Below are 26,296 nucleotides of genomic sequence, written 5' to 3' on the forward strand. Positions count from 1 at the left end.
CGTGAACGTCGTCGCCGACCACTTCGGTGAAATCCTGGCCGGGTTCGGATGCACCGTCCTGCTCACCCTCGTCAGTTTCGCCGCCGCCCTCATCCTCGGCGGCGCGCTCGGGCTCTGCCGGGTGGCGCCGCTGCGCGTGCTGCGCGCGGTGGCGTCCTGCTACGTCCAGATCGTCCGCAACCTGCCGCTGCTGCTGGTCGTGGTGGTGACCGTGTTCGTGCTCCCGCAGCTCGGGCTCACCCTGCCGCTCGAGACATCCGTGACCGTGGGACTCGCTGTCTACATCGCCAGCTACATCTGCGAAATCCTGCGGTCCGGCATGGAGACGGTGCCGGCCGGACAGGTCGAGGCCGCCCGGGCCGTGGGGCTGAGCACCGCCCAGTGCCTGCGTCTGGTCGTACTGCCGCAGGCCCTGCGCGCGATGGTCCAGCCCCTCGGCAACATGTTCATCGCCACCGCGCTGGGCACGGCGGTGGGTTCGGTGGCAGGCGTCAACGAGCTGTCCGGGGTCATCCGGCAGCTGAACGTGCAGTACGTGGAACCGATCGCGCTGTTCGCGTCCGCGACCGTGCTCTATGTGGCACTCACCCTGGCGGGCGGGCTGATCACCGGGGGCCTGGAGCGCCGACTGCGGGTCCGCCGGTGAACAGGACGGAAGAGAGCACACCAGTGACGACCGGGACCAAGCCGCTCGGCGGCCCCACCGAAACCACTCCGCGGACCACCACTCGGCAGACCACCACTGGCCGCCGCCAACTCATATCCGCGCCACGCCCGTTGGGAGGCGCCGCAGGTGTGCTCTTCGAGCCGCCGGGCGAGCGCGGCCGCAGGCGGCGCGGCATCGCGTCGGCGGCGGCGTCAGCGGTGGTGGCCCTGTGCGTGGCCGTGGTCCTCATCCAGCTGACCCGCCACGGACAGCTGGACTGGGAGCGGTGGCAGCCGCTGAGCCAGGTCTCGATCCAGCGGTTCATCTTCAGCGCTCTGGGCAACACCGTGCTGGCCGGTGTGGTGTCCATCGCCATCGGGCTGCCGGTGGGTGCCGTCATGGGACTGCTGCGGCTCTCCCGGCGACGGCTGGTCTCCGTACCGTCGGGTGCGGTGGTGGAACTGCTCCGCTCGCTGCCCCTGTTGTTCGTGGTGTATTTCTTCCTGCTCGCGCTGCCCGCGCTGGGTCTGCGGCTGCCACCGTTCTGGCAGCTGGTCATCCCCATCGTGCTGCACTCGATCGGCAACTTCGCCGAGATCTTCCGGGCCGGTGTGCTCGCGCTCCCCCGCGGCCAGAGCGAGGCGGGTTACGCCATCGGCCTGCGGCACGGCCAGGTCATGCGGCTCATCGTGCTGCCGCAGGCGGTACGGGCCCTGCTGCCGACCATCATCGGACAGGCCGTACGCGCTCTGAAGGACACCACCCTGGGCTATGTGGTCAGCTACCCCGAGCTGATGCATCAGGGCAATGTGCTGGGCTCCTATCTGGAGAACGACTTCCTCCAGGTCTACTTCGAGGTCGCGGTCATCTTCGTGGTGATGAACTGGCTGCTCTCCCGGCTCGCCGAGTGGGTGGAGTCACGTACGGCGGGCCGGACCTCCGCACCGGACCGGAGCACCGTGACCGCACGGCGCACGGCGGCTCTGCGCTGAGCCTGAGTCTGAGTCTGAGTAAGGGATCGCACGGACAGGGTTCCAGCAGGCATGAGCGCGTGACCCTGGGGCCATCACTTCGCAGGTGTCTCCTGGGCAGGCCCACCATCGCTGTCGTCGGCGCCGGAACGGGCCTCGCCATCGCCCGCACCTTCGGAGCCAAGGGCTTCCCCGCCGACGTCCTGGACCGCGACTGGATCGGCACCACAGCCCGAGCGCACACTCGGGCCGTGGTGCCGGGGCGTGAGCCGGTCAGCCTCGGATCGCGGTGGTTTCGCGGATGAACTGGCGGTGGCCGAACAGCTGGTAGGCCCAGCGAGCCGGGGCCGGCACGACCTGCAGGAACCTCTGCCGTTCCGCTTCATCGGTTTCCTCGGTGATGTGGCCGAGGACGACCAGCCGCCGCGTGAGCGGAATGGCGCTCATACCGTGCTTGCCGAGCGCGTCCCATTCGCTTTGCGTCAGCGTGACCGAGACGATCGGGAGCAGATACTGCTCCTCCTCAGCCAGGTGATCGATCAGGGTCGGCATCATGGCCTCGATGAGAGCGGCCATCCGCTCGCCCGCGGCCGCATCCGCGCTCGCCGTCCACGTCGGCAGCTCCGCGCCGATGGCCCCGACCGCGTCGTTGACCTGCGCGTGCTGCGCATCCATCCGGTCCATCAGCTCCGGGTCGAGCACAGCTCGCTCGCGCAGCAGGGGAAAGAGCAGTTCGTCCTCGCCGGTGTGGTGCGTGTGGAGGAATTCCAGCATCTCCCGGGCGTGCGCGCCAATGACCTTGGAGCGCGCACGGTCATGGGCCGCGGAGCGGAAGAGCCGGGGGAGCTGACCGAACTCGCGCCGGATGACGCGGTGGATCAGAACCATCTCGTGGGTATCGACACTCGCGCCGGTGTCGACGTGTTTCCTGCCGGACCGGGTTGCATCAGCAGGCGTTTCCGCTGCCGCCATCATGACTCCTCGGGGGTGACTTTCGGGGGTGCTGCCCACTGCCCTCGACGCCTTGATTCCCGTATGGATGTCAAGGGGCTGAGGGACGAGGGCTTCGGGCACCTGTTACGTGGGGGCGTCAGGCCGGTGTCAGGAAGCGCTGACAGCGGCAGCGGCGGTCTGGACGGCTTCGTGCGCCGTGGTCGCCGGCCGGCCGATGAGCTTGACCAGGTCGTCACGGTCGGTGAACAACTCTCCGCGGGCCAGCCCGGCATCGGCATCAGCCACCGCGGCGGCCATCTCCGGAGGCAGCCCGGCACCCGTCAACGTCGCGGTGTAGTCGGCGACCGGCATGTCCCGGTAGCCGATGTGGGTGCCCAGGACCTCGCTGAACGTGGCGGCGAGTTCGGCCAGCGTGAACGGTGCTCCGCCGAGTTCGTAGGTCGCTCCGAGGTGTCCGTCCTGTGTCAGCACCGCGGCCGCGGCGGCCGCCAGGTCACGCCGGGCGGCCGCACTGACCCGCCCGTCGTGCGCGCTGCCCAGCAGTGCGTGGTACTGCGTGATCATCGGGAGCTGGTCGGTGTAGTTCTCCAGGTACCACCCGTTGCGCAGGATGACGAACCCCGAACCGCCGGCCCGCAGATACTCCTCGGTACGGCGATGTTCGTCAGCCAGCGTCATTCGCGCGGTCGAGGCGTTGAGGATGCTGGTGTACACGATGCGGGAGACACCCGCCCGGCGCGCCGCGTCGATGGCGTTGCGGGCGTGGTCGAACCGCTCGCCGACCGTCGTCGTGGAAACCAGCAGCATCGTGTCGGCTCCCGCGAAAGCCTCGTCGAGACTGCCCGGGTCGGCGAAGTCCGCGCGCCGCACCGTGACCCCGATCCGTGCGAGGCCGGCGAGCTTGCCGGTGTCCCGGCCGGTGGCCACGACCTGCTCCGGCGGCGTCCCGGCAGCGAGGAGTTGATCGACGACGAGCCGGCCGAGATGGCCTGAGGCTCCGGTGATGACAGTGGACATGGTGTTTCCCTTCGACAGAGGTGCGGTGTGCATGACGGGCGTGCGTGGCGGTCCTCGGTTCCCCGCGGTGGCCTACCCGCCGCCCAGAAGGTCGAACTAGTCAGCTTTCTTTACTACCGTACCCATACTGCGGCACTGATGACAACAGCAGCAGGCACGAAGCCGCCGAGGGGCAGATGCCGGGTGCGGAACGGGGCGCGCACAGCGCTGCGCGCGCCGCCGCCGCTACCGGGCAGCCGACGATCCGGCCCGGCAGCGTTGACGTAGGGTGTGAACCTCGTGGGATCAGGTGAGCGATGGGGCCGAGAGCGGCATGAATGACGAGCAGCGGGTTGATCTAGGGGTGTCGTTGTTCATCCCGTACCGGTACACCGAGGACCGGATTTTCCGGGCCATCCAGGAAGCCGGGTTCGACGACTGGACCCTCACGCAGTGCCGGGTCTTCCAACGCATCGCCCCGGAAGGCTCGCGCCTCACGGACCTCGCCGACCAGGCACAAATGAGCAAACAGAGCGCCGGCGTACTGGTCGATCAACTGGAGCACCTGGGCTACGTCCGCCGGGTCCCCGACCCCACGGACGGCCGCGCCCGCCTGATCGTGATCGAGGAACGCGGCCGGCGGGCGGTCGAGGTGGCCGCGGCGACACTCGACGAGATCCTCGCGGAGTGGAAAGCCTACTTGGGCACCCGCAACTTCGCGTTGTTGCAGCAGATCCTGGATCAACTCCGCGAGATCACCGACCCCTACGCGCGATAACCGCGGCCGCGCCGAGCCTTCCGCCACCCACTCCGCTCCGCCTCGGACCACCGCGCACCACCGCGCACCACCGCGCACCAGCAGACTTCGACTGCACCCTGACCTAGTCAGTACCGCTGACCATCTAGTCAATTCTTCTGATCATTTCCGCTGTCGCGCGTCGGGGCGCCCTAGCATGGGCCCATGCGCGACGACACCCCTGACGAGACACGTCGTGCCCGCCTGAGCCGGACCTTCAACGAGGACGCCGCGCTCTACGACCGGGCCAGGCCGGGCTATCCGCCGCAGTTGTTCGACGACCTCGGCACACTGGCCGGCACCGGGCCCGGCTGCCGTCTGCTGGAGGTCGGGGCGGGCACCGGCAAGGCGACCGTGCCGCTCGCCGAGCGCGGGTGCCGGATCACGGCCGTCGAACTGGGCGCCGACATGGCCGTCGTGGCCCGGCGCAACCTGGCCGGGTACGAGGCGGTAGAGGTCGTGACGGCGGACTTCGAGAGCTGGTCGCCGCCGGACGAACCGTTCGACGCGGTGGTCTCGGCGACGGCGTTCCACTGGATCGACCCGGCCGTACGGATGGTCAGAGCCGCCGACGCGCTGCGCCCCGGCGGCGCCCTCGCCGTGGTCGGCACACAGCATGTCGCCGGCGGCAGCGAGGAGTTCTTCGCCGCAGCCCAGCACTGCTACGAGCGTTTTGACCCGGCCACGCCTCCAGGGCTGCGGCTGCCTGCCGCGGGGGACGTCGACACCTCGTACTACGCGGACGAAGTCGCGCGCAGCGGCCGGTTCGGCCCGGTCACCGTCCGGCGTTACCAGTGGGACCTGACCTACACCGCGGCGGAGTACCTGGACGTGCTGCGGACCTACTCCAGCCACCGGGCCCTGTCGCCCGCGGCCCGGGAAGGGCTGCTGAGGTGCATCGCGCGGCTGATCGAAGGACGGTACGGAGGCCGGATCACCAAGCGGTACCTGGCAGAGTTGCGGGTGTCGCGAACGGTGTGACGGACCACCGCCCCGGCGGCCTGGCGACCGCGGGGCGCGGGGCCGGGGGGCGTCATTCGTAGTGCCGCAGACCGGGCCACATAGTGCCCCAGGGCTTACGCGGGCCGGTGCAGACATAGACGTGTCCGCCCCATTCGATGTTGTGCACGCCGTACGGGTTCGACAGCGACGCGGCCACCCGGACATGAGTGAAGAACCGCCGGAGATGACCGGCGTAGTCGGGCGCGTACTCAGGGCCCGGCGCCACGGCCACCACGGTCGTGGCGTGCGGATTGCCCGGGCCCCACCACCAGTCGGTGTTCTGGCTGCCCACGGCGGTGGGCAGCCCGCTGCCCCGGCCCAGTTCGTTGATGGCCCCGGCCTCGCTGTAGTCCGCCGCGAACACGACCGCGTCGGCGCGCTGTTGAGCCGGGAGGGACTTCCACACCTCCCCCACGGTGCTCACCAGCTGCGGCCAGCCGATGGTCTCGCCCGACGTCGCGCTGACCTCGTACGTCCAGCCCGCGTTCGACGGGGGCAGCACCGGCAGGACGACCACGGCGGACATCGCCGTCATGACGGCGGTCGCCGTCAGGAGGCGGAACCTGCGGGGCCGTTCGGCGTGCAGCCACGCGTCGATGCCGACCGCCCCGGCGGCCAGCAGACATACGTACAGCCCGCCCAGGTAGTACGTCTGGGCGCCGGTGGTGACGGCGAAGACGACGAACAGCAGACCGTACGCCGTCACCAGGCACCGCCACAGCGGATTGCCGGACCGCCACAGGAACCTCAGCCCCGCCAGCCAGAGCAGGGCCATCGCCAGGCAGGACATGGTCAGTTGGCCCACGATCCAGGTGGCGATGTTGCCGACGCCGCCGTTCTCCGCGTTCAGGGCCCGGGTCATCGCGAGCATCGCCCAGCCGTGGTGCGCCTGCCACCACAGGTCGGGAAGGACGAGCAGTACGGCGATCAGCGCTCCCGCGGCGAACCAGCGGTTGGCCACCGTACGGCGTGCGGGGCCGGCCAGCACCGCGACCAGCAGGGCGACCGCGAAAATACCCGCGAGATGGTTGAACTCCGCGCCCACGCCGACGAGTAGGCCCACCGCCGGCCACCACCGGGTGTCGCCCGTGCGGCCGATCCGCACGATGACCAGCGCGATCGAGGCCCAGGCCAGGATCTCGTACGAGGTCGTGTTGGCGACATGACCGCTGCTCAGGAGGACCGGCATGGTGGCGGTCGCGATGGCCGCGAGCAACTGTGCGCGGCGCGTGGCGCCGAACTCGCGTGCGGTCAGCCCGCCGACGATCACTGTGCAGGCCGCCGCCAGCGCGGCCCACAGCCGCAGTCCCGCCACCGAGACGCCGAAGAGCGACAGCGAGAGCCGGGCCAGCAGCGGTGCCAGGACAGGCTGGTCGACGTAGCCGGCCTGGAGATGCCGGGCGCTGTCGAGGAAGTACAACTCGTCGCGGTGGAAGCCGTAGCGCGTCGAGAGCGCCATCAGCACACAGAACACAAGAGCCGCGACGATGAGCACCCGCCGGTCGAAGGCGGCCGCAAGGGGGGCCGGTTCCGCCTCGCGTAGGCCCGTATCCGGCCGAACGCCCTCGTCATCGGCCGATACTTCCGACGTGTTCACCATGGTCCGATCCCCCCTGCCCCTCACCCTGTTCCGTGCGCCCCGAAGCACGAATACAGTGCTCTGTCCGCCCTCTGTGTACCTGGCGGCCGCTCAGTTGGGCAAGGTGACGGCTGCTGCCATCTCCCGTACGTCTCAAGGGACTTGGCCGTCGGCGCAGATTCTGTTTCCTTCACTTCGGCAAACGTGAGGAATTCTCCGTGCGGAGCGCGGCGGCCAACCGGCCCGGGACGGCGGGCCGGACGGGGTCACCGCCCGTCAGGCAGTCAGCGGGGCGGCCGGCTGCAGATCCTGGCGCACCACAATCGCGTTGAGCCGGATCGCGAACGGGGCGATGTCCGAGATCCCCAGGGCGCCGACCCGGGTCTTGTCCAGGCCGATGGTCGCATCCACGCAGAAGGCGATGGCGTACATCCCCGTCCCGGTCTCCTCGTCCTGGAGGGCGAAGAACAGGTCACGGTAGAAGCTGGTGCGTTCCGCGCCTTCCTCGTAGTACGAGAGGCCCGGCTCGCCCTCCTGCGCGGCGAGACCGGTGAAGGCGTGCACCAGTTCCTTGTCGATCGTGTCCCAGAAGGAGGCCCCGGCGAGCCCCTCCGGGAGAGCCTGCCGCACAGCCTCCTTCAGGGAGACCACGACGACCCCCATCGGGGCGTGTTCCTGAAGTCCCCAGCCGCGGACCATCTTGACGACCGCACCGTCCGGTATCGCGGCCGCGGCCGCCCGGATGTTGTCGAAGTCGAAGTTGACGGTCGCCGGGGCGATCGCCTCCTGGAATACCCGGTCGACGGCCCGGGCCTGATCGAGGTGGTCCGAGCCCACATCGATGACGGTTCTGAAATTGCCGGCCATAACTCCTCCTGTGTGTCGTGGTGATCCAGCGGAGGCAGTATGCCGAGCCGGCTTCCCACCGTGCGACGGCGTCCCGGTCTACGGACGGCGGTCCGATGCCCGGCCGGCCGTACCGCCGGGCCGACACGCCCAGACTCTCCGGGCCGAAAACCTTTCCACGTCATCCGAACAGCTCTCACGTCGAAACGATTCTGCCCAGATCCGCAAAGGGCCGCCAATACCTCTTTCCGCCGGGTGACCGGGATCCGAAGCCGCCGAGCAGAACTTCAAATATCTGTAAATTCCGGGTCAAGCGAAGGGCGATCCCGCTCTTCGGGCATCGGAACCCTGGAGGTTCAATGCGTTATGGACCAGCGCTGCGCGAGCAAATCGCCGCGCCCGGCACCACACCACTCATCGGTATCTACGACATGTATTCGGCCTCCGTCGCCGCCCAGCACTACGACGGATTCTTCGTCTCCGGATTCGGTTTCGCCGCTTCTCACTACGGACTCCCCGACATCGGCTACATCGCCTGGCCGGACATGGTCGCTTTCGTGGAGCGGCTGCGCCTCGCCTTCCCCGGCCGGCACCTCCTCGTCGACATCGACGACGGGTATGTCGACCCGGAGGTCGCGTGCCACGTCGTACAGCGCCTCGACCGGGCCGGCGCGTCCGGCGTGATCCTGGAGGACCAGAAACGCCCCCGCCGCTGCGGGCACGCCGACGGCAAGCAGGTCCTGCCGTTCGACGAGTACCTGGACAAGCTCAACATGGTGCTGGAGTGCCGGGGCGAGATGGTCGTGGTGGCCCGCACCGACGCGGTCGAGGAGGACGACATCCTCTACCGCGCCGCCGCGCTGGCCAAGACCGAGGCGGATGTGGTGCTGGTCGACGGCGTACGCAGTGTGGAGTGGATCCGCCGCATCCGGGATGTCATCGGGGACAAACCGCTGCTCTTCAACCAGATCGCCGGCGGCAAGTCACCGCGGCTCTCGCTCCCGGAGCTGGACGCGCTGGATGTGGACGTCGCGATCTACTCCACCCCTTGCCTCTTCGCGGCGCACGAGGCCATCGACGCCGCCATGCGCGGTCTGCGGGCAACGGAGGGGCGGCTGCCCGAGGTGGGCGGCCCGCGCAGCATCGGCGTACCGGAGTCGACACAGCTCCTCGAGCGCAACATCAGCCGCCACCACGACGCACCGTCACCCCTGCCGGTCTGACGAGTGGCCGAGAGGAGCGTCACGCCATGAATCACCCTCTCGAACCACCTGCCCTTCCCGCCTGCACCGGGTCACCTCGTGCGACGCGCGTCCGGGGCGTCCTCACGGTGGCCGCCGGGCTGGCCATCAGTGCCGTCTGCGGCCAGGGGGCCTCGGCTGCCGCGGCGCAGGGGCCACTGCTCGTGTCCTCCGTGGCCCTGCCCACCCGCATCGTGGCGCTCGAAGTGGACAACTCGCAGGCCGACTCCTGGCTGGAGGTCGACCGTACGGCCAACGCCCAGACCGGCGCAGGCGACGCGGGCAGCGACCACGAAGGGGGTGACTGAGGGAACACCCGTGGCCGGGACACCTCGTCCTCGCCTTCGCCCCGCCCCGCCCGCCCAGGAGTCCGTCTCCCGGGCGGGCGGGGCGGCGGTGTTCACCGGGCCAGCTCGCCCAGGAGCGCCCAGGTGCGGCGCCGGTCCGCGTCCCCCGCGATCTCCGTGCCCGAGAACACCACCTCCGTCGCCCCGGCGTCGCGGTAGCGCCGCACCTCGGCGGCGACCGTTTCCTCGTCGCCGATCACGGCCACATCGGCGGCCCGCCTGCCGCCGGACAGCTCGATGACACGCGCGTAGGAGGGGATCTGCTCGTAGAACGCGAGCTGTTCGGCTGCCTTCTGCCGTACGGCGTCCGCGTCGCCGGTCACCACGCCGGGCACGAGCGCCACGATCCGTGGCGCCGGCCGGCCGGCGGCCTCCGCCGCCGCCGTGACGGCCGGGACGATGTGTTCCGCCAGAGCCCTGGGCCCGGCCAGAAAGGGCAGGATCCCGTCCGCCAGCTCACCGCTGGCCCGCAGCGCCTGCGGCCCCATGGCGGCCACGAGCAGCGGCACCCCGCCCTCGGCGCCCGCTACGCGTGCGGAGACCGGTGTGGTCGCCGTGAGGAGATCGCCGTGGAAGTCCGCGGTGCCGGTCTCGGTCAACTGCCGCAGGGCCACCAGGAACTCACGCAGCCGGGCGATGGGCCGGGTGAAGGGGATCCCGAAGCCTCCCTCGGTGAGGAGCTTGGTACCGATCGCGAGGCCGAGGTGGTAGCGGCCGTGCGTGGCCGCCTGGGCGGTCTGGGCCTGGCTGGAGACAAGGAGCGGGTGCCGTCCGAAGACGGGGATGGCGGACGTACCCACGTTCAGGCCGGGTACCTCACGCCCGACGATCGCCGCGAGTTGGGGCGAGTCGGCGCCGAAGGTCTGTCCGAACCAGGCCGACCGCAGCCCGGCGGCGGCGGCTTCTCCTGCGAGCTGGACAGTGGCGTCGATCTGGTTGCCGGCGTCGGCCGCGTTGAGTGCTACTCCCACAGTCATGTCGCTCCCAACGGTCGGCAGGCTGCCCCGCATTCCGGTCCTGGTGTGACAACTTCCTGTCGGCTGTGTGTACGGGACCGGACCGCCGGGAACGGGCTGCCGGAGGGTGAGCCCGCCGGAACAGCGGTCCCGGACGGCGGCCGAGCGGCGGCGGCGCCCCGGCACCGGCGCGCCGCACCGCTGCTGTCCTCCACCGGTGCCGACAATGCGCGGCGGGCCGCGCCGTCGTAGCCCCGGCCCCGCGCACCCCGGACCGGCGGGCCGGAGCCCGGCGGGAATCAGCGACGAAGGAGCTGTATGAAGTTCGGGATCTCCACCTTTATCACCGACCGGAGCATCCGGCCGGCTTCCCTCGGACGGGCGATCGAGGAGCGCGGTTTCGACTCGCTGTTCATCGCCGAGCACAGCCACATCCCGGTCGACCGCCGCTCGCCGTACCCCGGCGGCGGCGATCTTCCCGACATCTACTACCGCACGCTCGACCCGTTCGTGGCACTGAGCGCTGTCGCCACTGTCACCGAACGGCTCCTGGTGGGCACCGGCATCGCCCTGGTCGCGCAGCGCGACCCGATCCACACCGCAAAGGGGATCGCCTCGCTCGACCTGATCTCCGGGGGCCGGGCGGTCTTCGGTGTCGGCGTCGGCTGGAACCGTGAGGAGATGGCCAACCACGGCACCGACGCCGCCACCCGGGGCCGGCTCGTCGACGAGCGGCTGCGCGCGATCATCGCGTTGTGGACCGAGGAGAAGGCCGAGTTCCACGGCGAGTTCGTCGACTTCGACCCGGTGTACTCCTGGCCCAAGCCCGTACAGCGGCCGCACCCGCCGATTTACGTCGGCGGCGGCAGGGGCGCTTTCCCCCGGGTCGCCAACCTCGGTGACGCCTGGCTGGCCAACAGCGTGCCGCCCGAGACGCTGCGGCCGCAGATCGCGGAGGTACGCGCCGCGGCGGGCCGCGAAGTGCCCGTGACCGTCTACGCGGTGCCCGACGCTCCCGAGGGGATCGAGGAGTACGCGGAACTCGGCGTGGAGCGGGTGCTGTTCTATCTGCCGTCCGATCCGGAGCCCGCCGCCCTGGCACGGCTCGACCGGCTCGCCGAGGTCGCGGCGCGTTTCCGCTGATGCCCCGTATGACCGCGGCCGAGGCACACGAGCGGTTCGCGGCGTCCAGGGTGGCCCGGCTGGCGACCACCGACGCCGCGGGACGCCCGCATCTGGTGCCGGTGGTCTTCGCGGTGACGGGCGACACGCTGGTCATGGCCGTCGACCACAAGCCCAAGCGGTCGGCCCGTCTCCAACGGCTGGCCAACATCCGGGCCAGCCCCGGGGTGTGCCTGCTCGCCGACTGCTACCGGGAGGACTGGGAGCAGCTGTGGTGGGCCCGTGCGGACGGGCAGGCCCGGGTGCTGCCGCCTGCCGGGCGGTCGTCGGACGCGGCACGGCGTACGGCTCTGCTCGTCGCGAAGTACCCACAGCAGTACGCGGACCGGCCACCGGCGGGCGAGGTCGTGGAGGTCCAGGTCACGCGCTGGACGGGGTGGCGGGCGTTCTCCGGGGAACAGGGCGGGGAGCGAGCCGGGGAACCGGCCGGGCGGGAGAGCCGCTGACCCCGGTCCCGGCGCTGACCGGTCCCGGTACTGACCGGTCCCGGTACTGACCGGTCCCGGTACTGACCGGTCCCCGCCCGGTCAGCCCGCCCCCCCGGCCCGGTCAGCCCAGGGCGGCCGTCACATGCAGGTCCGTGTTCTTGGTCTCCGGTGCCATGAGGAAACTGACCAGGGCTCCGACGAGAGCGATGCCCGCCGCGATGTACATCGTGGCGCTCAGGCCGAGTGACGCCAGGGACCACGGGGTCGCGAAGGTTCCGATGGCGGAGCCGATCCGGCTGATCCCCGTACACAGCCCGACCGCGGTGGCGCGGACCTCGGTGGGGAACAGTTCGTTCGGATAGATCCATTCGAGGATCGAAGGGCCGCCGTTGAACACCGCGTACACCGCGAACGCGACGGCGACCATCCACAGGCCCGAGTCGGGTGCGACCGCGAGGTAGAGCAGACCGAGTGCGGAGACCGCGAATCCGCCGATGAGGACGGGGCGCCGGCCCAGCCGGTCGACGAGGAGCAGGGCGACGACATTGCCGATCAGGAAGAACAGGTTGATCAGGCCGTAGCCCAGATTGGCCTCGTCGGCGCCGCCGTTCAGGTTGAACAGGGCGAGGACCTGGGGCCCGAAGGCGTAGATGGCGAACAGGGTGACGATGGTGCAGGTCCAGAAGACCGAGATGAAGATGACGCGCTTGAGATAGCCGCCGGTCAGCAGAGCGCGCATCGGGACCGCGCCCTCCTCCTCGGGCAGGTCAGCGAGGGTGGCGTCCTCGGCGACCGTCTGCCGCAGGACGTCGACGGCCTCCTGGGTACGGCCCTTGCTGTGCAGCCAGCGGGGGGACTCCGGGATGCGGGCACGGGCGCAGACAATGACGGCCGCGGGGATCGCCGACGACGCGAGCATCCACTTCCAGCCGTCGGGCGAGCGCAGCAGGACGTACCCGACGAAGGCGGCGACTGTCGCTCCCACGAACCACATGGCGTTCAGCCCGCCGAGGAGTTTCGCGCGCCACGCCTTGGGGGCGAACTCGGTCACCAGGGATGTGGCGATCGGATAGTCCGCGCCGACGGCGATGCCGATGAGCAGCCGGAGCACGAAGAGCTCGACCTCGTTCGTGACGAAGAACTGCAGTACGGAGCAGACGATGATGGCGATCAGATCGATCATGAACATCAACTTGCGCCCGATGCGGTCGGTCACCGCTCCGAACACCGCTCCGCCGACGAAGACGCCGATCAGCGCGGACGCTCCGATCAGTCCTGACCAGAGGATGCTCATCTTCCACTGGTCCTGTATCTGCACCATGGCGATGCCGATGATGCCGAGGATGTAGCCGTCGAGGAACGGCCCTCCGGAGGAGACCAGCGTGAGTTTGATGTGGAATTTGTTGAGGTGAGCGGTGTCGAGCGAGGAGCCGGTCCGGTGGCCGGCTGCGGCGGGGGTATCGACGTCCATCGGGTCCGTCCCATCAAGGGTTCAGGAGCACGGGGGTATGACCGGACGCGCCCCGGTCGGCGGAACCGGGAGCGGGAGCGGCAGAGGGAGAGGCGTAGGGAGAGGCTGCGGCAGCGGGAAGCAGTGCGGCAGCGGGAAGGGGTGCGGGAGCGGATAGGCGCGCGGGAGCCGTTACGGGCCGGGGACGACCGCCGCCACCGCGTCGATCTCGACCCGTTTGGCACCACGGAAGGCGGCGACCTGCACCGTGGTGCGGGGCGGCAGCGGGACATCCGCCAGACGTGCGAGATAGGCCGTGTTGTACGCGTCGAATTCGGCGAGGTCGGCCAGGTACACGGTGATCTTGAGCAGCGTGGCCAGACTGCCACCGGCCGCGGTCAGTACGGTTTCGAGGTTGTCCAGCGCCAGCCGTACCTGGTCACCGATGCCGGTGGGGGTTTCGCCGTCGGCGGTGACGGGGACCTGGCCGCAGGCCCAGAGCGTGCCGTTGTGGACGGCCGCGGCGGCGTAGGGCCGGGGCCGGCCGTCGGGGTGGGTGAAGAGAGTCGGAGTCGGCATGGTGGGACGTCCTCTGCGGTGCGGTGCGATGTATGCAGACCGGTTGGCGGGTGTGTGCGGTGTGTGCGGTGTCGGGGCTCAGGGGTGTTCGGGGACCAGGTAGCGGCGTGAGGCGCCGTAGACCGTGGCCCACGGTTCGGGTGCGACCCGCAGACCGTGTGTCAGGGCGGCGGCGAAGCGCTCGTGCTGCCGGGCCGGGGTGCGGGCCGGCGGCAGGCCGGCGAGCAGGTCCGGGGTGCGGGCGTCCCCGTTCCAGCGGCTGAGCAGGATGCCCTCACCGGGCGGTACGGCCATGCGCGGTTCGACCGTGTCCGCAGCTTGGCCGTCGTGCGGCTCGTCGAAGGCGCGGGGGTGGTCCGCCCGGTGGAGCGTGCTGTCGGCGGTGGCCAGCGCGCAGGCGCCGGGTGAGCCGTCCGCTCGTATCCGGGTGGCCAGCAGCGGTGTCCGGGTCCGGGCCACGGCGCTGACGAGGATCCACTCCACCGGCGATGTCCATGCTCCGGGCAGCAGGACCGGGCGCCGGCCCGCCGCCGCGAGATCCGCCGCCGGGGGCCCGAGCAGCAGGGGCCCGCGTCCGGCCGGGTCGTGGAGTACGACAAGGGTGTCGCCGGAACACGAGACCGGTTGCCTGCCCTGCGGGACACGGTCGAGTTCGTCGGCCAGCGCGCGGACCCCCGTACCGTCCAGGACCTCGCCGAGCACGACGAGGTCCGCGGCCGTCGCGGCCTCTCCGCTGGATGCTCCGGCCGCGACGACCGCGCGGAAGGCGGCCTCGCGGATCTCGCGTACCGCGACCCGGTGACCGGCGCCTTCGGGTCCGCCGTTCACTGTGCCTCCGTGGTGTCGAAGACCTCCGAGAACAGCCGGAGCCAGTTCTCCCCCATCACCTTCGTGACGGTGGTGTCGTCCAGGCCGGCGGATTGCAGGCCCTCGGTGACGGCGGGAAAGTCCTCCGGGCCGCCGAACCACCGCGGCCACGCGGGCCATTCGGGCTCGACCGGGTTGGCCGATGCGGGCCGCCAGCGCCCGTTGCGCAGCCAGACGACGAAGTCCTGCGACCAGTTCCGTGTGCAGTCGCTGCCGATCGCCACATGGTCGGGGCCGATCTCGTCGACCAGCCGGGCGACCATCGTGCAGAACTGGTCACGGGTGGTCAGCTCGCCGCCCAGCACATTGGGGTACAGGCAGCATCCGATGACTCCGCCCCGTTCGGCCAGGGCCTTGATGACGTCGGCCGGCTTGTTCCTCGGATGCTCGAAGAACCAGGTCGGGTTGGCGTGGGTGATGGCCACCGGACCCTCGGATGCCTCGATGGCATCGCGTGAGGTCCGGTTGCCGACGTGCGAGAGGTCGATGAGCATGCCGACCCGGTTCATCTCGTCCACGATGTGCCGCCCGAAGGCGGTCAGCCCGGAGTCGTGTGCGTCGTAGCAGGCGCCGCCGACCAGGTTCTGGATGTTGTACGTGAGCTGCGCGACGCGCACACCGAGCCGGTGGAACACCTCCACCAGCCGGTAGTCGTCACCGAAGGGCGAAGTGTTCTGGAAGCCGAGCAGCACCGCGACCCGGCCGGCGGCCTTCGCCGCCCGTATCTCATCGGCCGTCCCGGCGAGAACGACGACGTCCTGGTTGTCCCTGGCCAGCTGGTACCAGTCGGCGATCGCCCGGGTGGTCTCGCTCGGCCCTTCCCACACGGCACAGGTGGCGTTCACACCGGTGACACCGCCGGTACGGAGCTCTTCGAGCACCTTCCGGTCCCAGTTGTTGATCTCCAGGCCGTCCACGACGACCAGGTCCTCATGCGCGAGCGAACTCACGGTGCCTCCTTTCGGGGTTTGCGGACGAAGAACCAGTCGTGGTCGGTCCCGGCCGCTGTGTCGGACGCCCGCGGGGCGCCGGAGAAGAGCGTGACCCGGAGCCAGTCGGTCGACTGCGGGCTGTAGTTGTCCATGCCGTACAGGGCCAGCTGGAACCGTTGCAGGTGCAGGGGCAGAAAGTCCTCGGCGAGCAGGTTGGCGCGCACTTCCGCGTACGGGAGCCCCGCGAGCGACTGGACCCGTCCGACCGCGCCGCGGTGCCACGGGTGCGCCAGCAGGAACTCTCCGACGAGCCGGCCGTCGTCCGCGCGCTCCAGGTCGCCGAGCAGCGCGGTCACCGCGCGGGCGATGTCGACCGGGTGCTCCACCTCCTCGCCGGGATCGGTGCCCCGCCGGCCGCGCCTGGGTTCCTCGTTGTCCTGCGACGAGAACCAGAAGTGCGCCTGCTGGCCGGGGTCGTCGAAGTCGAAACGGCGCACCCAGCCGTAGCGGTCGAGCACATCGGAGCGGAGCTCACCGCAGGTCTGCCCTGGCGTCACCTGGAGGGTCTGGTCGCAGTGGAGCAGGGCGTCGATGTCCGGGTCCAGCTCGTCGTGGACCTCGACCAGCACCGAGTCGACGACTCCGCGCGCTTCCAGGCCGATCTCCCCGGCCGCCGTGTGCAGCTCGTGCCAGGCCCGGTCGGTCGGGTGTCCCAGGATCGAGCCGGTGGCGAGGTATTCGGCGAGCAGTTCCGCCACCTTGTCGAGCTGCCCGGCCAGTTCGGGGCCCGGCAGATAGGGCGCGGTGGCCAGGGTGTCCCGTTCGCGGTAGTACGCGCGTGCCCGGTCGATGAGCAGCCGCACCCGCGCCGTACGCGCGTCCTGCGGTGAGGTGGTCCGGCCGAGGGCGTACGCGAGAGGGAGTTCACGCACCGCGCACCACGCGTCGAGCACCTGCGGGTGGTTGATGACATAGGGGACCATGCCCAGGCCGGTGGCGTTGCCGAGCCCCAGGAAGCAGCGCCAGTCGCCGTCCAGCACCACGGCATCCGGGCTCTTCGCGGCGGCGCAGTGTTCGACCAGGTCGTAGCTGAGTTCGCGCAGCAGCCACGCGGTCAGCATCTGCGACCGGTAGGGCAGCCGCAGCGGGTGGTCCGCGGGCAGCCGGCCGTAGTCGGCGAGGCCGAATTTGCCGTTGCTGTAGAAGGCGGTGCTGCGCAGCACGTACGCGGCGTCGCCCAGTTCGGCGGGATCGGGCTGCCGGCCTTCGGCGAGCCGGTCCACCACGTAGTCGAAGAACCGCCTGCTGCGGTTGGCGCGTGTCCACACCAGGGTCGCGGCATCGGCGCGGCCCTTCTCCTGCCCCGGCACCTGTGCCCGCAGTTCCGCGTGCCGCGTCTCGTTCCAGGGGCCTTCGACCAGGGCGGCGGTGATGTCCCACGCGTCGGCGACGACCCTGTCCGTACGCTGCCCGTCGGGCAGGACCGTGGAGAAGACGGCAAGCCGCAGCTCATGGCCTTCGGCGTCGATCCGGTAGACGGCTTCGCCTCGGCCCTGGGCGTCGATGTCCCAGGTCTCGCGGGTCACGGTCCAGCGCTGTGCCGCGGCGACGCGGAGGAAGGAGCGGGCGAAGCTGTGCCGGGTGTGGCGGGCGGACCCCAGGTCCTCGGGGTCGAGGACCTGGTCCGCCGGGCGGGCCGACTGCTGGGCCCGGCGCAGCCGTTCGGTCGGGCGCGGCCGTGGCCCGCCGGTCACGACCGGCTCCGGGCCGGAGTACCGGTACGCAGGTACGCCGTCTTGGACCAGGTGAAGAACTCGGCGCCGCTGTCGCCGTTCTGCTCGCGCGGGGCCGGGAAGGAGGAGTCCCTGAGTCCGCCGAACGGCGCGTGCAGCTCCGATCCGGTGGTGGGCGCGTTCGCCTTGACCAGCCCGGCGTCCAGCTCTTCGACGCAGCGCCGTACGGCCCGCTCGTCGCAGGTGAACACCGCTGCCGTGAGGCCGAACCTGGTGCCGTTCGCGATGCGGATCGCCTCGTCCAGATCGGCCGCGCGCACCAGGGTGGTGACGGGTCCGAATACCTCTTCGTGACAGATCGTCAGGCCGGGGTGGCCGGCGAGGAGCGTGGGAGGGTAGTAGCAGCTTCCGTCGGACGCGGAACCGGAGGCGGGCCCGGACGCGGGCCCGGATGCGGGGCCTGCGTCGGCGCGTGCGAGCACCTGGGCGCCTTCCGACAGGGCCTGCTCGACCGCCGATTCGACCTCCTGCCGTGCCTTGTTCGAGACCAGGGGACCGATCCCCACACCGTCGGCCAGGCCGTCGCCGACCACCAGGGCCTCGATCCGGCTCTTCAGTTCGGGCACAAGGGCGTCGTACGCCTCTGCGACGGCGATGATCCGGCGCGTCCCGGTGCACTTCTGGCCGGTGCTGCCCATCGCGCCGGCCACCAGGTCGGCGGCGGCCGCTGCCGGGTCGGCGTCGGGCAGCACGATGGCCGCGTTGTGGCCGCCGAGTTCCATCTGGACCTTGGCTCCGCGCGGGACCGCTGCCGCCTGAATGGACCGGCCGACGGTCACCGACCCGGTGAAGGTCACCCCCGCGATCTCCTCGCGGGCCACCAGCGCCGCGCCGACGCTGCCGGGTGCGAGGAGAAGGTTCAGCACACCGGCCGGCACTCCCGCGTCGGCCAGGACCCGGGCGAAGGCGGCGGCCACGGCGACGGTGTCACTGGCCGGTTTCCAGATGACCGCGTTGCCCCACAGCAGGGCGGGGGCGATCTTCCACGCCGGGATCTGCAGCGGGAAATTCCACGGGGTGATCGCGGCGACGGTCCCCAGAGGGCGCCTGAGGGTACGGATGATCTCCTCGGGGTGGGCCGACGGGAAGGTGGCGCCGTCCGCCGCACGGGCCCGGGAGGCGTGGTAGTAGAGGGTCTCGACCGAGGCGCCGACCTCGGCGCGGGACTCCGGGAGGGTCTTGCCCTCCTCGCGCGTCATCAGCAGCGCGATCTCCTCGGCGCGGTCCGCGAGCAGCGCGGCCGCCCGGCGCAGGACCAGACCGCGCTGGATCAGCCCCTGCGCCGACCAGTCCGGCTGCGCCGCCTGCGCGGCGGTGACCGCCTGGTCAAGGAGCGTCTTGCCTGCCGTCCGGTACACGGCGACGGCCCGGTCCGGGTGCGCGGGGTCGGTGCTGTACGCCTCGGCACCCTCGCCGTCCACCCACTCTCCCGCGACGAGATGCCGCAGCGTCGTCGGGCGGTCAGGGGTGTTCGGAATGTCCGGCACGGCGGAGCTCCTCGGTGTTCGACAGCGGCTTCGCGTCAAACGTTAAGCAGTCACCGGACACGAGAGAAGTATCTATTGCCTTTGCATTGATAGGCTGCAAGTATCAATCGCATGGAGCTCCGTCAACTCCGGTACTTCATTGCCGTCGCAACGGAAATGAACTTCCGCCGTGCCGCCGAGCGGCTGCACATCGCCCAGCCGGCACTGAGCCAGCAGATCAGCAAGTTCGAGAAGGAACTGCGGACGCCGCTGTTCCGCCGGACCACGCGCAGCGTCGAGCTGACCGAAGCCGGCCGGGTGCTGCTGGCTCAGGGGCGCCGGGTGCTGGCCGAGGCCGATCACGCGCTGTCCGCCGTCGGGCATGCCGCGCACGGCGACATCGGCCTGCTGCGGATCGGCTTCGTCAGCTCGGCCGCGCTGAGCATCGTGCCGCGCAGTGTGCTGGCGATGCAGCAGTCCTGGCCGGGTCTGCACCTGGAACTGGCCGAGGCCACGACCGACGCACAGCTGGAGTCGATCGGCGAGGGCCGCCTCGACGTGGGAATCGCCCGCGAGATGGACGCGGCGGACGGTCTTGTCGTCCGGCGCATCCACCGCGAGCGGCTCATCGTCGCCGTGCACGAGTCCCACCGGCTGGCCGGCCGCAGCTCCGTGGAGCTGGCCGACCTCGCGGGAGAACCGTTCCTCACCTTCCCCCGGCACCAGGTGTCACGTCTGTACGACCACATCGCCGCGCTGTGCCACCACGCAGGACTGCGGCTCGAAACCGCCCAGGAGGCAGTGCAGTTCCCGACCCTGCTGGGGCTCGTCGCCGCCAACACGGGCGTCACCATCGTTCCCGACTGCCTGCGGGTCCTGCGGCTTCCCGCCCTGCGGTACGTGCCGTTGACCGACCCTCTCGCCTATTCCACGGTCTCCGCCGTGTGCCGCGCGGACCGGCAGAACACTCCCTCGGTGCGCAACTTCCTTGCCACGGTGGCGGATCTGCGATTCGGCGACATGTGAGCGGGGACGGTCATCAGGCGTCCGCCACCCAGCTGCCGTGGAAACCGAGCGGCACCCGGCCCGGCAGCTGGATACGGGCCTGCGGGTGCCCGGTGAAGTCCTGCGCCGAGAGGATCACCAGGTCGGTCGCTCCGCGCTCCGGGTCGTTCACATAGGCCAGGACGTACCCGTCGTCCTCGTCCCGTGCGCCCCGGCGCGCCACGAAGACCGGCTCGCTGACGGCCGCGCCCCTCGGGAAGCGGTGCACCTGCGTACTGCCGCGCAGCATGTCGTGTTTCACCAGGCAGTTGGTGAACGTGTCGTCCGGCGGCACCCCGTCGACCGTCCCGTACGCGACCCACATCTCGGCGGCACTGGCGGTGTAGGCGAAGCGGTGCCTGCGGGACACCAGCGATTCGTTGATCCGGGGGAACTCCTGCGGGCGGTCGTCGAGCCGGGTGGCGGCCACCCGCCCGCTGTCCGGATCGATCGTCCACCGGTTGACCGTGGGCGTGCCGGTCGCGGAGGGCCCGCCGTTGCCCCGGCCCGCCGCATAGAACGGTGCGGGCATCGAGGTGAACTCCAGCACCACGGTGTCGCCCTGGTCGTACGCGTTCAGAGTGTGCGAGTAGTAGACCGGGTCGATCTCGAACCACCGTGTGGCGCCGCCCGTCCTGGGCAGCAGGCCCAGCCGCATCGGGTGCCTGTCGTTCCAGCTGTACGGCACGGCCGCGCCCGCCCCCGCGGCCGCCGCGTCGAAGGTGACCGGCACATCCACGAGCACCACATACGTCCCGGTGAGCGCGAAGTCGTGCATCATCGGCGCGCCGGCCACCGGGATCCTGGTGGACCGCGCCACCCGGCCGGTCCGGTCGATCATGATGTGCCGGACGTGGTCCCACGTCGGGTAGTACGCCACCGCGTGCAGTTCGTCGGCAGCCGCGTCGTATTTGGTGTGCGCGGTGAACGCGCCCTCCAGCGTGGACCGGAAGTCGTACGGGCGCACCGTGTTCAGCTCGCCGTCCAGCTCGTACGGCAGCGGTCCGCTCTCCTGGAGCGCCAGGATGCGCCCCTTGTACGGGATCACGTGCGTGTTGGCGGCGAAGTCGTCGGGCGGCACCTCTCCCCGGTACTTCTCGCCCAGCTTCTTCGCCACCTGCGAGGAGCGCACCCAGCGATTGCGGTACCACTCGGCCCGCCCGTCGCGCAGCCGCACCCCGTGGACCATTCCGTCGCCCAGCATCCAGTGGTGCGCCCGCGGGTCCTCGATGCCGAGCGCGTTGGGCCCGGTGCGCAGATAGCGGCCGTCGAGGTCACGCGGCACCCGGCCGGTCACCTTGAGGCCGTACTCGGTCAGTTCCTCGGTGACGGGCGCGAACGCGCCCTCCAGGAAGGGGAACGACCGCGCCCCCTCCCCCGACCCCGGGTCCGCCGTGGATGCCGGGTCCGCCGCGGACGCCGACGAGACGCAGGGGCCGAGCCCGAGACCCCCGACCACGCTCCCCGCCGCCGTGAGCGCCGCGCCCTGCAGAATCCTCCGCCGCGTATGACTGGCCATCCCGCTCTCCCCCTTCGTGGCCGACGGCCGGCAGCGGTCTGCCGGACCTTCCGTCGGTGACAGGGAAAGCGTGCTCCGAACAGCGCGGCGCGTCAGGAGGCTTGGGACCCGGATCCGGGGTGGTGCCCGCACCACCCCCGTGTTGGACATGACCGCAGATCAAGTTCACTATCGTCCCATAGCGTTGAGACCTGAGGGAGAGATTCCGTTGCCGTCACCGGACGAGTGGATGAGCCACACCGACGCGCGTGCGCCGATCGACCTGCGTACCGACCGGGCCCATCCGGCCCGCATCTACGACGTCTTCCTGGGTGGCAAGACGAACTATCCGGCCGACCGGGCCATGGCCGCGACCGTGGCGGAGAAGATGCCGTCGGTCCAGCTGGCCGCCCGGCTCAACAGGGAGTTCGTCCTGCGGGCCGTGCGGTATCTCGCCGGTGAGGCGGGCGTCCGCCAGTTCCTCGACATCGGCACGGGCATACCGACCTCACCCAATCTGCACGAGGTCGCGCAGGAAACCGCGCCTGAATCCCGTGTGGTGTACGCGGACAACGATCCGATCGTCCTCGCCCACTCCCGGGCGCTCCATGTCAGCAGCGCGGTCGGCCGTACCGCCTATATCCAGGCCGACTTCACCGATCCGGAAGCGATCCTGGCCTCCGCCGAGCTGCGCGACACACTCGACCTCGGGCAGCCGGTGGCCCTGACGATGGGCCTGCTGCTGCACTGGATCGACCCCAAGGACGAGCCGCATGCCGTCGTCCGGCGTCTGATGGACGCCCTGCCCGTCGGCAGCTGTCTGATGATATCGGTGTTCGCACGGGAGCTGGCGGGTGGTTCGGCCACTCTGCAGGACGATTTCGCGGCCGAGGGCACGGCCCTGCGGCCCCTCACCCGGGACGAAACGCTGCGCTTCTTCGACGGCACGGAACTGATCGATCCAGGTCTGGTCGCGCCCCACGAGTGGCGGCCCAGGACGGACGTACCCGAGATCGGCGATCCGGCCGCCGGGCCGGGCGCCGCGTCGGCACCGATCTGGGCGGGGCTCGGAGTGAAGAAGTAGGGCGACCCCGAGAGCGCCGGGAACACCGAGAATCCCGGGCTCACTCCGGAACCACACCCGGCCAGCCCCGAAAGGCCCGCCGGGCCCCCGCTCCGTCCTCAGCTGTCGCAGGTGCCCCGGTCCGTGGCTTCCAGGGCGAAGTCAGCCACGAGGTTCTGCTCGTCGACCGCGAACCGGTACCGCTCGTCCTGGGTGCCGCCGGGGACGGGGGTCTCGAAGATGTAGTCGCCGACCTTCGTGAGCTGGGGGTAGGCGGCCTTGACTCGGTCGAGGCCGGTGCCCATGGTGACCCCTTCGGGGGTGTGGATCAGGTTCGTCCCGGTGATCACCACCACGCCCTTGCGCGGCTCGACGAAGACACCGCCGCCGAGGTTCGGCTTTCCCTCGCTCGCGGCGAGGCGGTAGAAGTCGCAGCCGGGCGTGGTCTGTTTGTTCACCAGCAGGCCGGTCTTCTCCGCGTCGCTTTCGGACTGCCCGAGCCTGAGTCCCTTGTAGCCGTCGGGACCCAGCACACCGCCGGGCGCCGCGGACGTCCCGCTCGCCGCGGTGGCCGTGGCGGTGGCCAGGGTGCCGAGCAGCAGGAGGCCGGCTGCCGCCGCGGTCGCGGCCTTGGTGAGGCGCTTCATCGTGAGTGCTCCGTCCTTCTCGGGGCGCGGGCCGCGCTCTGCCGCACGGCCGCCGCGCCGGGGCCTGGGGTGGCCCCTGCCTGTGCAGTATGTGCCCGGTTGATCACGGGACAGCGGCATTTAGGCCATCCGGACCCGGAGGGCCGGTGTCTCACGCCGCGGTCCACGACCGGTCCGCGATGTGGGCGGATGCCTCCGCGGAGGGACATCTCGGCCTAGGCTGGCGGGTGCAACTGGTTCGCCCCGTCCGCCAGGCGGGATGCGTCGTAAGAGGGAACCCGGTGGAAATCCGGGACTGCCCCGCAGCGGTGAGTGGGAACGACCGCCGTCATACGCACTGGGCCCGGCCGGGTCTGGGAAGCGACGGCCAGTAGGTGGATGCCCTTCCGGGTGCCCGCGCCCACAAGTCCGAAGACCTGCCCGTTGCCCGCGCGTGACCGATCGCGTGCGGACATCCCGGTGACCTCGTGGGCGGGTCGGCGCGTATACCGGCGGACAGCCGTGCCTGGTGGCACGCGCGGACCGCCCGGATCCGTCAGCCCTTCGCGCTCGCGTCCCGTCCCCGGGATCTCAAGGAGTCATCTCGCGAAGGAGATTTCCGTGACAGCGAAGCCCGCAGCCGCGGCAGCACGGGCCACCGTGTACGGCTACCCCCGCCAGGGCCCGAACCGGGAACTGAAGAAGGCCGTCGAGGGCTACTGGAAGGGCCGCGTCAGCGCCGACGGCCTCCGGGAGACCGCGGCGGCTCTGCGCCGGTCGAACTGGCAGTGCCTGGCCGACAACGGCATCCAGGAGGTGCCGACCGGTGATTTCTCGTACTACGACCATGTCCTGGACACCAGCGTCATGGTCGGCGCCGTCCCCGAACGGCACCGCGAGGCGGTCGAAACCCACGCGCTCGACGGTTACTTCGCGATGGCACGCGGCACCCAGGACGTCGCGCCGCTGGAGATGACCAAGTGGTTCGACACCAACTACCACTATCTGGTGCCCGAGCTGGGCCCGGACACGGTGTTCAGCGCCGACTCCACACAGCAGACCGGGCAGCTCAGGGAGGCGCTCGCACTCGGGCTCGCCGCCCGCCCGGTGCTGGTCGGCCCGGTCACCTATCTGCTGCTGGCCAAGCCGGCCCCGGGCGTGGCGGCCGGCTTCGAACCGCTCACCCTGCTGGACCGGCTGCTGCCCGTCTACGCCGAGGTGCTCGCCGATCTGCGGGCAGCGGGCGCCGAGTGGGTCCAGCTGGACGAGCCGGCCCTCGTCCAGGACCGCACCCCCGCCGATCTGAACGCCGCCGCACGGGCGTACCGCGAACTGGGCTCGCTCACCGACCGCCCCAGGCTCCTGGTCGCCTCCTACTTCGACCGGCTGGGTGACGCCCTTCCCGTGCTGGCCAAGGCCCCGGTGGAGGGCCTGGCGCTCGACTTCACCGGTACGGCCGCGGCCAACATCGACGCGCTGGCCGCTGTCGGCGGGCTGCCCGGCAAGCGCCTGGTCGCCGGAGTGGTCGACGGGCGCAACATCTGGGTCAACGACCTGGAGAAGTCGCTCGCCACGCTGGGGACCCTGCTGGGGCTGGCCGACCGGGTCGACGTAGCCGCCTCCTGCTCGCTGCTGCACGTCCCGCTCGACGCGAGCGCCGAACGGGAGGTCGACCCGCAGATCCTGCGCTGGCTGGCCTTCGCCCGGCAGAAGACCGCCGAGATCGCGACGCTCGCCAGGGGACTCACCGAAGGGACCGGCGCCATCGCGGCCGAACTGGCCGCCAACCGCGCCTGCCTCGCCGACCGGGCCGCCTCGGCGATCACCCGGGACCCGGCCGTACGGGCCAGGGCCGCGGCCGTGACGGAAGCAGACGCGCACCGCTCCCAGCCGTACCCCGAGCGGGCCGCCGCCCAGCGCGCCCACCTCGGGCTGCCGCTCCTGCCGACCACGACGATCGGCTCGTTCCCGCAGACCACCGAGTTGCGTACGGCACGTGCCGGGCTGCGGAGCGGGCGCATCGACAGTGCCGGTTACGAGGAACGCGTCAGGGCCGAGATCCAGCAGGTGATCGCCTTCCAGGAGGAGGCGGGGCTGGATGTCCTGGTGCACGGCGAGCCCGAACGCAACGACATGGTGCAGTACTTCGCCGAACAGCTCACCGGCTATCTGGCCACCCAGCACGGCTGGGTGCAGTCGTACGGGACGCGCTATGTCCGCCCGCCGGTCCTCGCCGGCGACATCTCCCGCCCGGAGCCGATGACGGTGCGGTGGACGACGTACGCCCAGTCGCTGACCGGCCGCCCGGTGAAGGGCATGCTCACCGGGCCGGTCACCATGCTCGCCTGGTCCTTCGTCCGCGACGACCAGCCGCTCGGCGACACCGCCCGGCAGGTCGCGCTCGCTCTGCGCGACGAGGTCGCCGACCTGGAGGCAGCGGGCACCTCCGTCATCCAGGTCGACGAACCGGCTCTGCGGGAGACGCTGCCGCTGCGCGCCGCCGACCGGCCCGCGTATCTGGACTGGGCCACCGAGTCCTTCCGCCTCACGACGAGCGGTGTGCGGCCCGGCACCCAGATCCACACGCACATGTGCTACGCGGAGTTCGGCGACATCGTCCAGGCCATCGACGACCTCGACGCGGATGTCATCAGCCTCGAAGCCGCCCGCTCCCATATGCAGGTCGCCCGCGAACTCGCCGAGCATGGCTACCCGCGCGAGGCGGGGCCCGGCGTGTACGACATCCACTCCCCGCGCGTACCGGGCGCGGAGGAAGCGGCAGCCCTCCTCCGCAAGGGACTTGAGGCCATCCCGGCCGAACGGCTCTGGGTCAACCCGGACTGCGGGCTCAAGACCCGCGGCTGGCCCGAGACCCGGGCGTCCCTGGAGAACCTGGTGAGTGCCGCCCGTGAGGTCCGCGCCGAACTGGCCACCGGGGACGCCTGACCCCCGGCACTACGGGCCCGGTCGGCCGCCGCCGATCGGGCCTCCGGCTCCGGAGCCCGGAGCCGGAGCCGGTGCCCGGAGCCCCGTT

24 protein-coding genes and 1 riboswitch are annotated in these 26,296 nt (G+C 70.7%); of the genes, 11 read left to right on the forward strand and 13 right to left on the reverse strand.

Going from position 1 to position 26,296, the window contains the following annotated elements; all coding sequences use genetic code 11:
- Window position 1: 1 nt before the first annotated feature.
- Window positions 2-646: an amino acid ABC transporter permease gene (locus G3I19_RS04840; RefSeq protein ID WP_164259821.1), complete on the forward strand. Its 645-nt coding sequence runs from the start codon at window positions 2-4 to the stop codon at window positions 644-646.
- A 23-nt stretch (window positions 647-669) separates the two neighbouring features.
- Entirely contained in the window at window positions 670-1,638 is a 969-nt protein-coding gene (locus tag G3I19_RS04845; protein ID WP_164259823.1) for an amino acid ABC transporter permease, read from the forward strand.
- Between the two features lie 252 nt (window positions 1,639-1,890).
- Here the strand turns inward: G3I19_RS04845 and G3I19_RS04850 are convergent, their stop codons facing one another.
- Together G3I19_RS04850 and G3I19_RS04855 are read right to left on the reverse strand one after the other, a co-directional pair.
- A complete protein-coding gene (locus tag G3I19_RS04850; RefSeq protein ID WP_203599186.1) occupies window positions 1,891-2,589 on the reverse strand; it encodes a hemerythrin domain-containing protein in 699 nt (232 codons plus the stop codon).
- A 129-nt stretch (window positions 2,590-2,718) separates the two neighbouring features.
- Entirely contained in the window at window positions 2,719-3,588 is an 870-nt protein-coding gene (locus G3I19_RS04855; protein WP_164259824.1) for an NAD(P)H-binding protein, read from the reverse strand.
- A 313-nt stretch (window positions 3,589-3,901) separates the two neighbouring features.
- On the opposite strand from G3I19_RS04855, the gene G3I19_RS04860 reads away from it, so the two are divergent.
- Complete coding sequence (locus G3I19_RS04860; protein WP_164259826.1) at window positions 3,902-4,345, forward strand: MarR family transcriptional regulator; 444 nt, start codon at window positions 3,902-3,904, stop codon at window positions 4,343-4,345.
- Window positions 4,346-4,528: 183 nt separating this feature from the next.
- Window positions 4,529-5,344 (forward strand): class I SAM-dependent methyltransferase, encoded by an 816-nt coding sequence (locus tag G3I19_RS04865; RefSeq protein WP_164259828.1) that lies wholly within the window; start codon window positions 4,529-4,531, stop codon window positions 5,342-5,344.
- A gap of 52 nt (window positions 5,345-5,396) precedes the next feature.
- Here G3I19_RS04865 and G3I19_RS04870 read toward each other — a convergent pair whose 3' ends face one another.
- Together G3I19_RS04870 and G3I19_RS04875 are read right to left on the reverse strand one after the other, a co-directional pair.
- Window positions 5,397-6,965, reverse strand: coding sequence for a glycosyltransferase family 39 protein (locus tag G3I19_RS04870; RefSeq protein WP_164259830.1), 1,569 nt, complete (start codon window positions 6,963-6,965; stop codon window positions 5,397-5,399).
- A gap of 255 nt (window positions 6,966-7,220) precedes the next feature.
- Complete coding sequence (locus G3I19_RS04875) at window positions 7,221-7,811, reverse strand: Type-2Aa cytolytic delta-endotoxin (RefSeq protein WP_164259832.1); 591 nt, start codon at window positions 7,809-7,811, stop codon at window positions 7,221-7,223.
- 338 nt (window positions 7,812-8,149) lie between these two features.
- On the opposite strand from G3I19_RS04875, the gene G3I19_RS04880 reads away from it, so the two are divergent.
- Together G3I19_RS04880 and G3I19_RS04885 are read left to right on the forward strand one after the other, a co-directional pair.
- Window positions 8,150-9,013: an isocitrate lyase/PEP mutase family protein gene (locus tag G3I19_RS04880; RefSeq protein ID WP_164259833.1), complete on the forward strand. Its 864-nt coding sequence runs from the start codon at window positions 8,150-8,152 to the stop codon at window positions 9,011-9,013.
- A 26-nt stretch (window positions 9,014-9,039) separates the two neighbouring features.
- Window positions 9,040-9,339 carry a hypothetical protein gene (locus tag G3I19_RS04885; protein ID WP_239073970.1) on the forward strand — a complete coding sequence of 100 codons (300 nt, stop codon included), beginning with the start codon at window positions 9,040-9,042 and terminating at the stop codon, window positions 9,337-9,339.
- A 92-nt stretch (window positions 9,340-9,431) separates the two neighbouring features.
- Here G3I19_RS04885 and G3I19_RS04890 read toward each other — a convergent pair whose 3' ends face one another.
- Window positions 9,432-10,355, reverse strand: coding sequence for a TIGR03564 family F420-dependent LLM class oxidoreductase (locus tag G3I19_RS04890; RefSeq protein WP_164259835.1), 924 nt, complete (start codon window positions 10,353-10,355; stop codon window positions 9,432-9,434).
- Between the two features lie 297 nt (window positions 10,356-10,652).
- Here G3I19_RS04890 and G3I19_RS04895 point away from each other — a divergent pair, with 297 nt between their 5' ends.
- Both G3I19_RS04895 and G3I19_RS04900 read left to right on the forward strand, forming a co-directional pair.
- Complete coding sequence (locus G3I19_RS04895) at window positions 10,653-11,477, forward strand: LLM class F420-dependent oxidoreductase (protein ID WP_164259837.1); 825 nt, start codon at window positions 10,653-10,655, stop codon at window positions 11,475-11,477.
- Window positions 11,477-11,962, forward strand: a complete 486-nt coding sequence (locus G3I19_RS04900) for a TIGR03668 family PPOX class F420-dependent oxidoreductase (RefSeq protein WP_164259839.1) — start codon at window positions 11,477-11,479, stop codon at window positions 11,960-11,962. The genes G3I19_RS04895 and G3I19_RS04900 overlap by 1 nt, the downstream gene beginning before the upstream one ends.
- Before the next feature lie 103 nt (window positions 11,963-12,065).
- Here G3I19_RS04900 and G3I19_RS04905 read toward each other — a convergent pair whose 3' ends face one another.
- The 6 genes from G3I19_RS04905 to G3I19_RS04930 all read right to left on the reverse strand — a co-directional run bounded on the left by G3I19_RS04905 (window position 12,066) and on the right by G3I19_RS04930 (window position 19,052).
- Window positions 12,066-13,415, reverse strand: coding sequence for an MFS transporter (locus G3I19_RS04905; protein ID WP_164259841.1), 1,350 nt, complete (start codon window positions 13,413-13,415; stop codon window positions 12,066-12,068).
- Between the two features lie 171 nt (window positions 13,416-13,586).
- Window positions 13,587-13,973: a RidA family protein gene (locus G3I19_RS04910; RefSeq protein ID WP_164259843.1), complete on the reverse strand. Its 387-nt coding sequence runs from the start codon at window positions 13,971-13,973 to the stop codon at window positions 13,587-13,589.
- Between the two features lie 78 nt (window positions 13,974-14,051).
- Complete coding sequence (locus G3I19_RS04915; RefSeq protein WP_164259845.1) at window positions 14,052-14,801, reverse strand: hypothetical protein; 750 nt, start codon at window positions 14,799-14,801, stop codon at window positions 14,052-14,054.
- Window positions 14,798-15,790: a membrane dipeptidase gene (locus G3I19_RS04920; RefSeq protein ID WP_164259847.1), complete on the reverse strand. Its 993-nt coding sequence runs from the start codon at window positions 15,788-15,790 to the stop codon at window positions 14,798-14,800. The genes G3I19_RS04915 and G3I19_RS04920 overlap by 4 nt, the downstream gene beginning before the upstream one ends.
- Window positions 15,787-17,526: a hypothetical protein gene (locus G3I19_RS04925; RefSeq protein WP_164259849.1), complete on the reverse strand. Its 1,740-nt coding sequence runs from the start codon at window positions 17,524-17,526 to the stop codon at window positions 15,787-15,789. Before G3I19_RS04925 ends, G3I19_RS04920 begins: the two co-directional genes overlap by 4 nt.
- Window positions 17,523-19,052: an aldehyde dehydrogenase family protein gene (locus tag G3I19_RS04930; protein ID WP_164259851.1), complete on the reverse strand. Its 1,530-nt coding sequence runs from the start codon at window positions 19,050-19,052 to the stop codon at window positions 17,523-17,525. Before G3I19_RS04930 ends, G3I19_RS04925 begins: the two co-directional genes overlap by 4 nt.
- 111 nt (window positions 19,053-19,163) lie before the next feature.
- Here G3I19_RS04930 and G3I19_RS04935 point away from each other — a divergent pair, with 111 nt between their 5' ends.
- Window positions 19,164-20,057, forward strand: coding sequence for a LysR family transcriptional regulator (locus tag G3I19_RS04935; protein WP_164259853.1), 894 nt, complete (start codon window positions 19,164-19,166; stop codon window positions 20,055-20,057).
- 13 nt (window positions 20,058-20,070) lie between these two features.
- Here the strand turns inward: G3I19_RS04935 and G3I19_RS04940 are convergent, their stop codons facing one another.
- Window positions 20,071-21,594 (reverse strand): carotenoid oxygenase family protein, encoded by a 1,524-nt coding sequence (locus G3I19_RS04940; protein WP_164259855.1) that lies wholly within the window; start codon window positions 21,592-21,594, stop codon window positions 20,071-20,073.
- 229 nt (window positions 21,595-21,823) lie between these two features.
- Here G3I19_RS04940 and G3I19_RS04945 point away from each other — a divergent pair, with 229 nt between their 5' ends.
- A complete protein-coding gene (locus G3I19_RS04945; RefSeq protein ID WP_239073971.1) occupies window positions 21,824-22,657 on the forward strand; it encodes an SAM-dependent methyltransferase in 834 nt (277 codons plus the stop codon).
- A gap of 98 nt (window positions 22,658-22,755) precedes the next feature.
- Here the strand turns inward: G3I19_RS04945 and G3I19_RS04950 are convergent, their stop codons facing one another.
- Complete coding sequence (locus tag G3I19_RS04950) at window positions 22,756-23,283, reverse strand: hypothetical protein (protein WP_164259859.1); 528 nt, start codon at window positions 23,281-23,283, stop codon at window positions 22,756-22,758.
- Window positions 23,284-23,500: 217 nt separating this feature from the next.
- A riboswitch (cobalamin riboswitch) is annotated at window positions 23,501-23,722 on the forward strand.
- Between the two features lie 161 nt (window positions 23,723-23,883).
- Here G3I19_RS04950 and metE point away from each other — a divergent pair.
- Window positions 23,884-26,208, forward strand: a complete 2,325-nt coding sequence (gene metE, locus G3I19_RS04955) for a 5-methyltetrahydropteroyltriglutamate--homocysteine S-methyltransferase (protein WP_164259860.1) — start codon at window positions 23,884-23,886, stop codon at window positions 26,206-26,208.
- Window positions 26,209-26,296 lie beyond the last annotated feature (88 nt).

The organism is Streptomyces sp. SID10853, from assembly GCF_010548145.1.
In the GTDB taxonomy this organism is placed as follows: domain Bacteria; phylum Actinomycetota; class Actinomycetes; order Streptomycetales; family Streptomycetaceae; genus Streptomyces.

Coding starts and splice junctions, on each gene's coding strand:
- G3I19_RS04850 (WP_203599186.1), bottom strand. CDS start 2,589: ATGGCGGCAGCGGAAACGCCTGCTGATGCAACCCGGTCCGGCAGGAAA.
- G3I19_RS04855 (WP_164259824.1), bottom strand. CDS start 3,588: ATGTCCACTGTCATCACCGGAGCCTCAGGCCATCTCGGCCGGCTCGTC.
- G3I19_RS04860 (WP_164259826.1), top strand. CDS start 3,902: ATGAATGACGAGCAGCGGGTTGATCTAGGGGTGTCGTTGTTCATCCCG.
- G3I19_RS04865 (WP_164259828.1), top strand. CDS start 4,529: ATGCGCGACGACACCCCTGACGAGACACGTCGTGCCCGCCTGAGCCGG.
- G3I19_RS04870 (WP_164259830.1), bottom strand. CDS start 6,965: ATGGTGAACACGTCGGAAGTATCGGCCGATGACGAGGGCGTTCGGCCG.
- G3I19_RS04875 (WP_164259832.1), bottom strand. CDS start 7,811: ATGGCCGGCAATTTCAGAACCGTCATCGATGTGGGCTCGGACCACCTC.
- G3I19_RS04880 (WP_164259833.1), top strand. CDS start 8,150: ATGCGTTATGGACCAGCGCTGCGCGAGCAAATCGCCGCGCCCGGCACC.
- G3I19_RS04885 (WP_239073970.1), top strand. CDS start 9,040: ATGAATCACCCTCTCGAACCACCTGCCCTTCCCGCCTGCACCGGGTCA.
- G3I19_RS04890 (WP_164259835.1), bottom strand. CDS start 10,355: ATGACTGTGGGAGTAGCACTCAACGCGGCCGACGCCGGCAACCAGATC.
- G3I19_RS04895 (WP_164259837.1), top strand. CDS start 10,653: ATGAAGTTCGGGATCTCCACCTTTATCACCGACCGGAGCATCCGGCCG.
- G3I19_RS04900 (WP_164259839.1), top strand. CDS start 11,477: ATGCCCCGTATGACCGCGGCCGAGGCACACGAGCGGTTCGCGGCGTCC.
- G3I19_RS04905 (WP_164259841.1), bottom strand. CDS start 13,415: ATGGACGTCGATACCCCCGCCGCAGCCGGCCACCGGACCGGCTCCTCG.
- G3I19_RS04910 (WP_164259843.1), bottom strand. CDS start 13,973: ATGCCGACTCCGACTCTCTTCACCCACCCCGACGGCCGGCCCCGGCCC.
- G3I19_RS04935 (WP_164259853.1), top strand. CDS start 19,164: ATGGAGCTCCGTCAACTCCGGTACTTCATTGCCGTCGCAACGGAAATG.
- G3I19_RS04940 (WP_164259855.1), bottom strand. CDS start 21,594: ATGGCCAGTCATACGCGGCGGAGGATTCTGCAGGGCGCGGCGCTCACG.
- G3I19_RS04945 (WP_239073971.1), top strand. CDS start 21,824: ATGAGCCACACCGACGCGCGTGCGCCGATCGACCTGCGTACCGACCGG.
- G3I19_RS04950 (WP_164259859.1), bottom strand. CDS start 23,283: ATGAAGCGCCTCACCAAGGCCGCGACCGCGGCGGCAGCCGGCCTCCTG.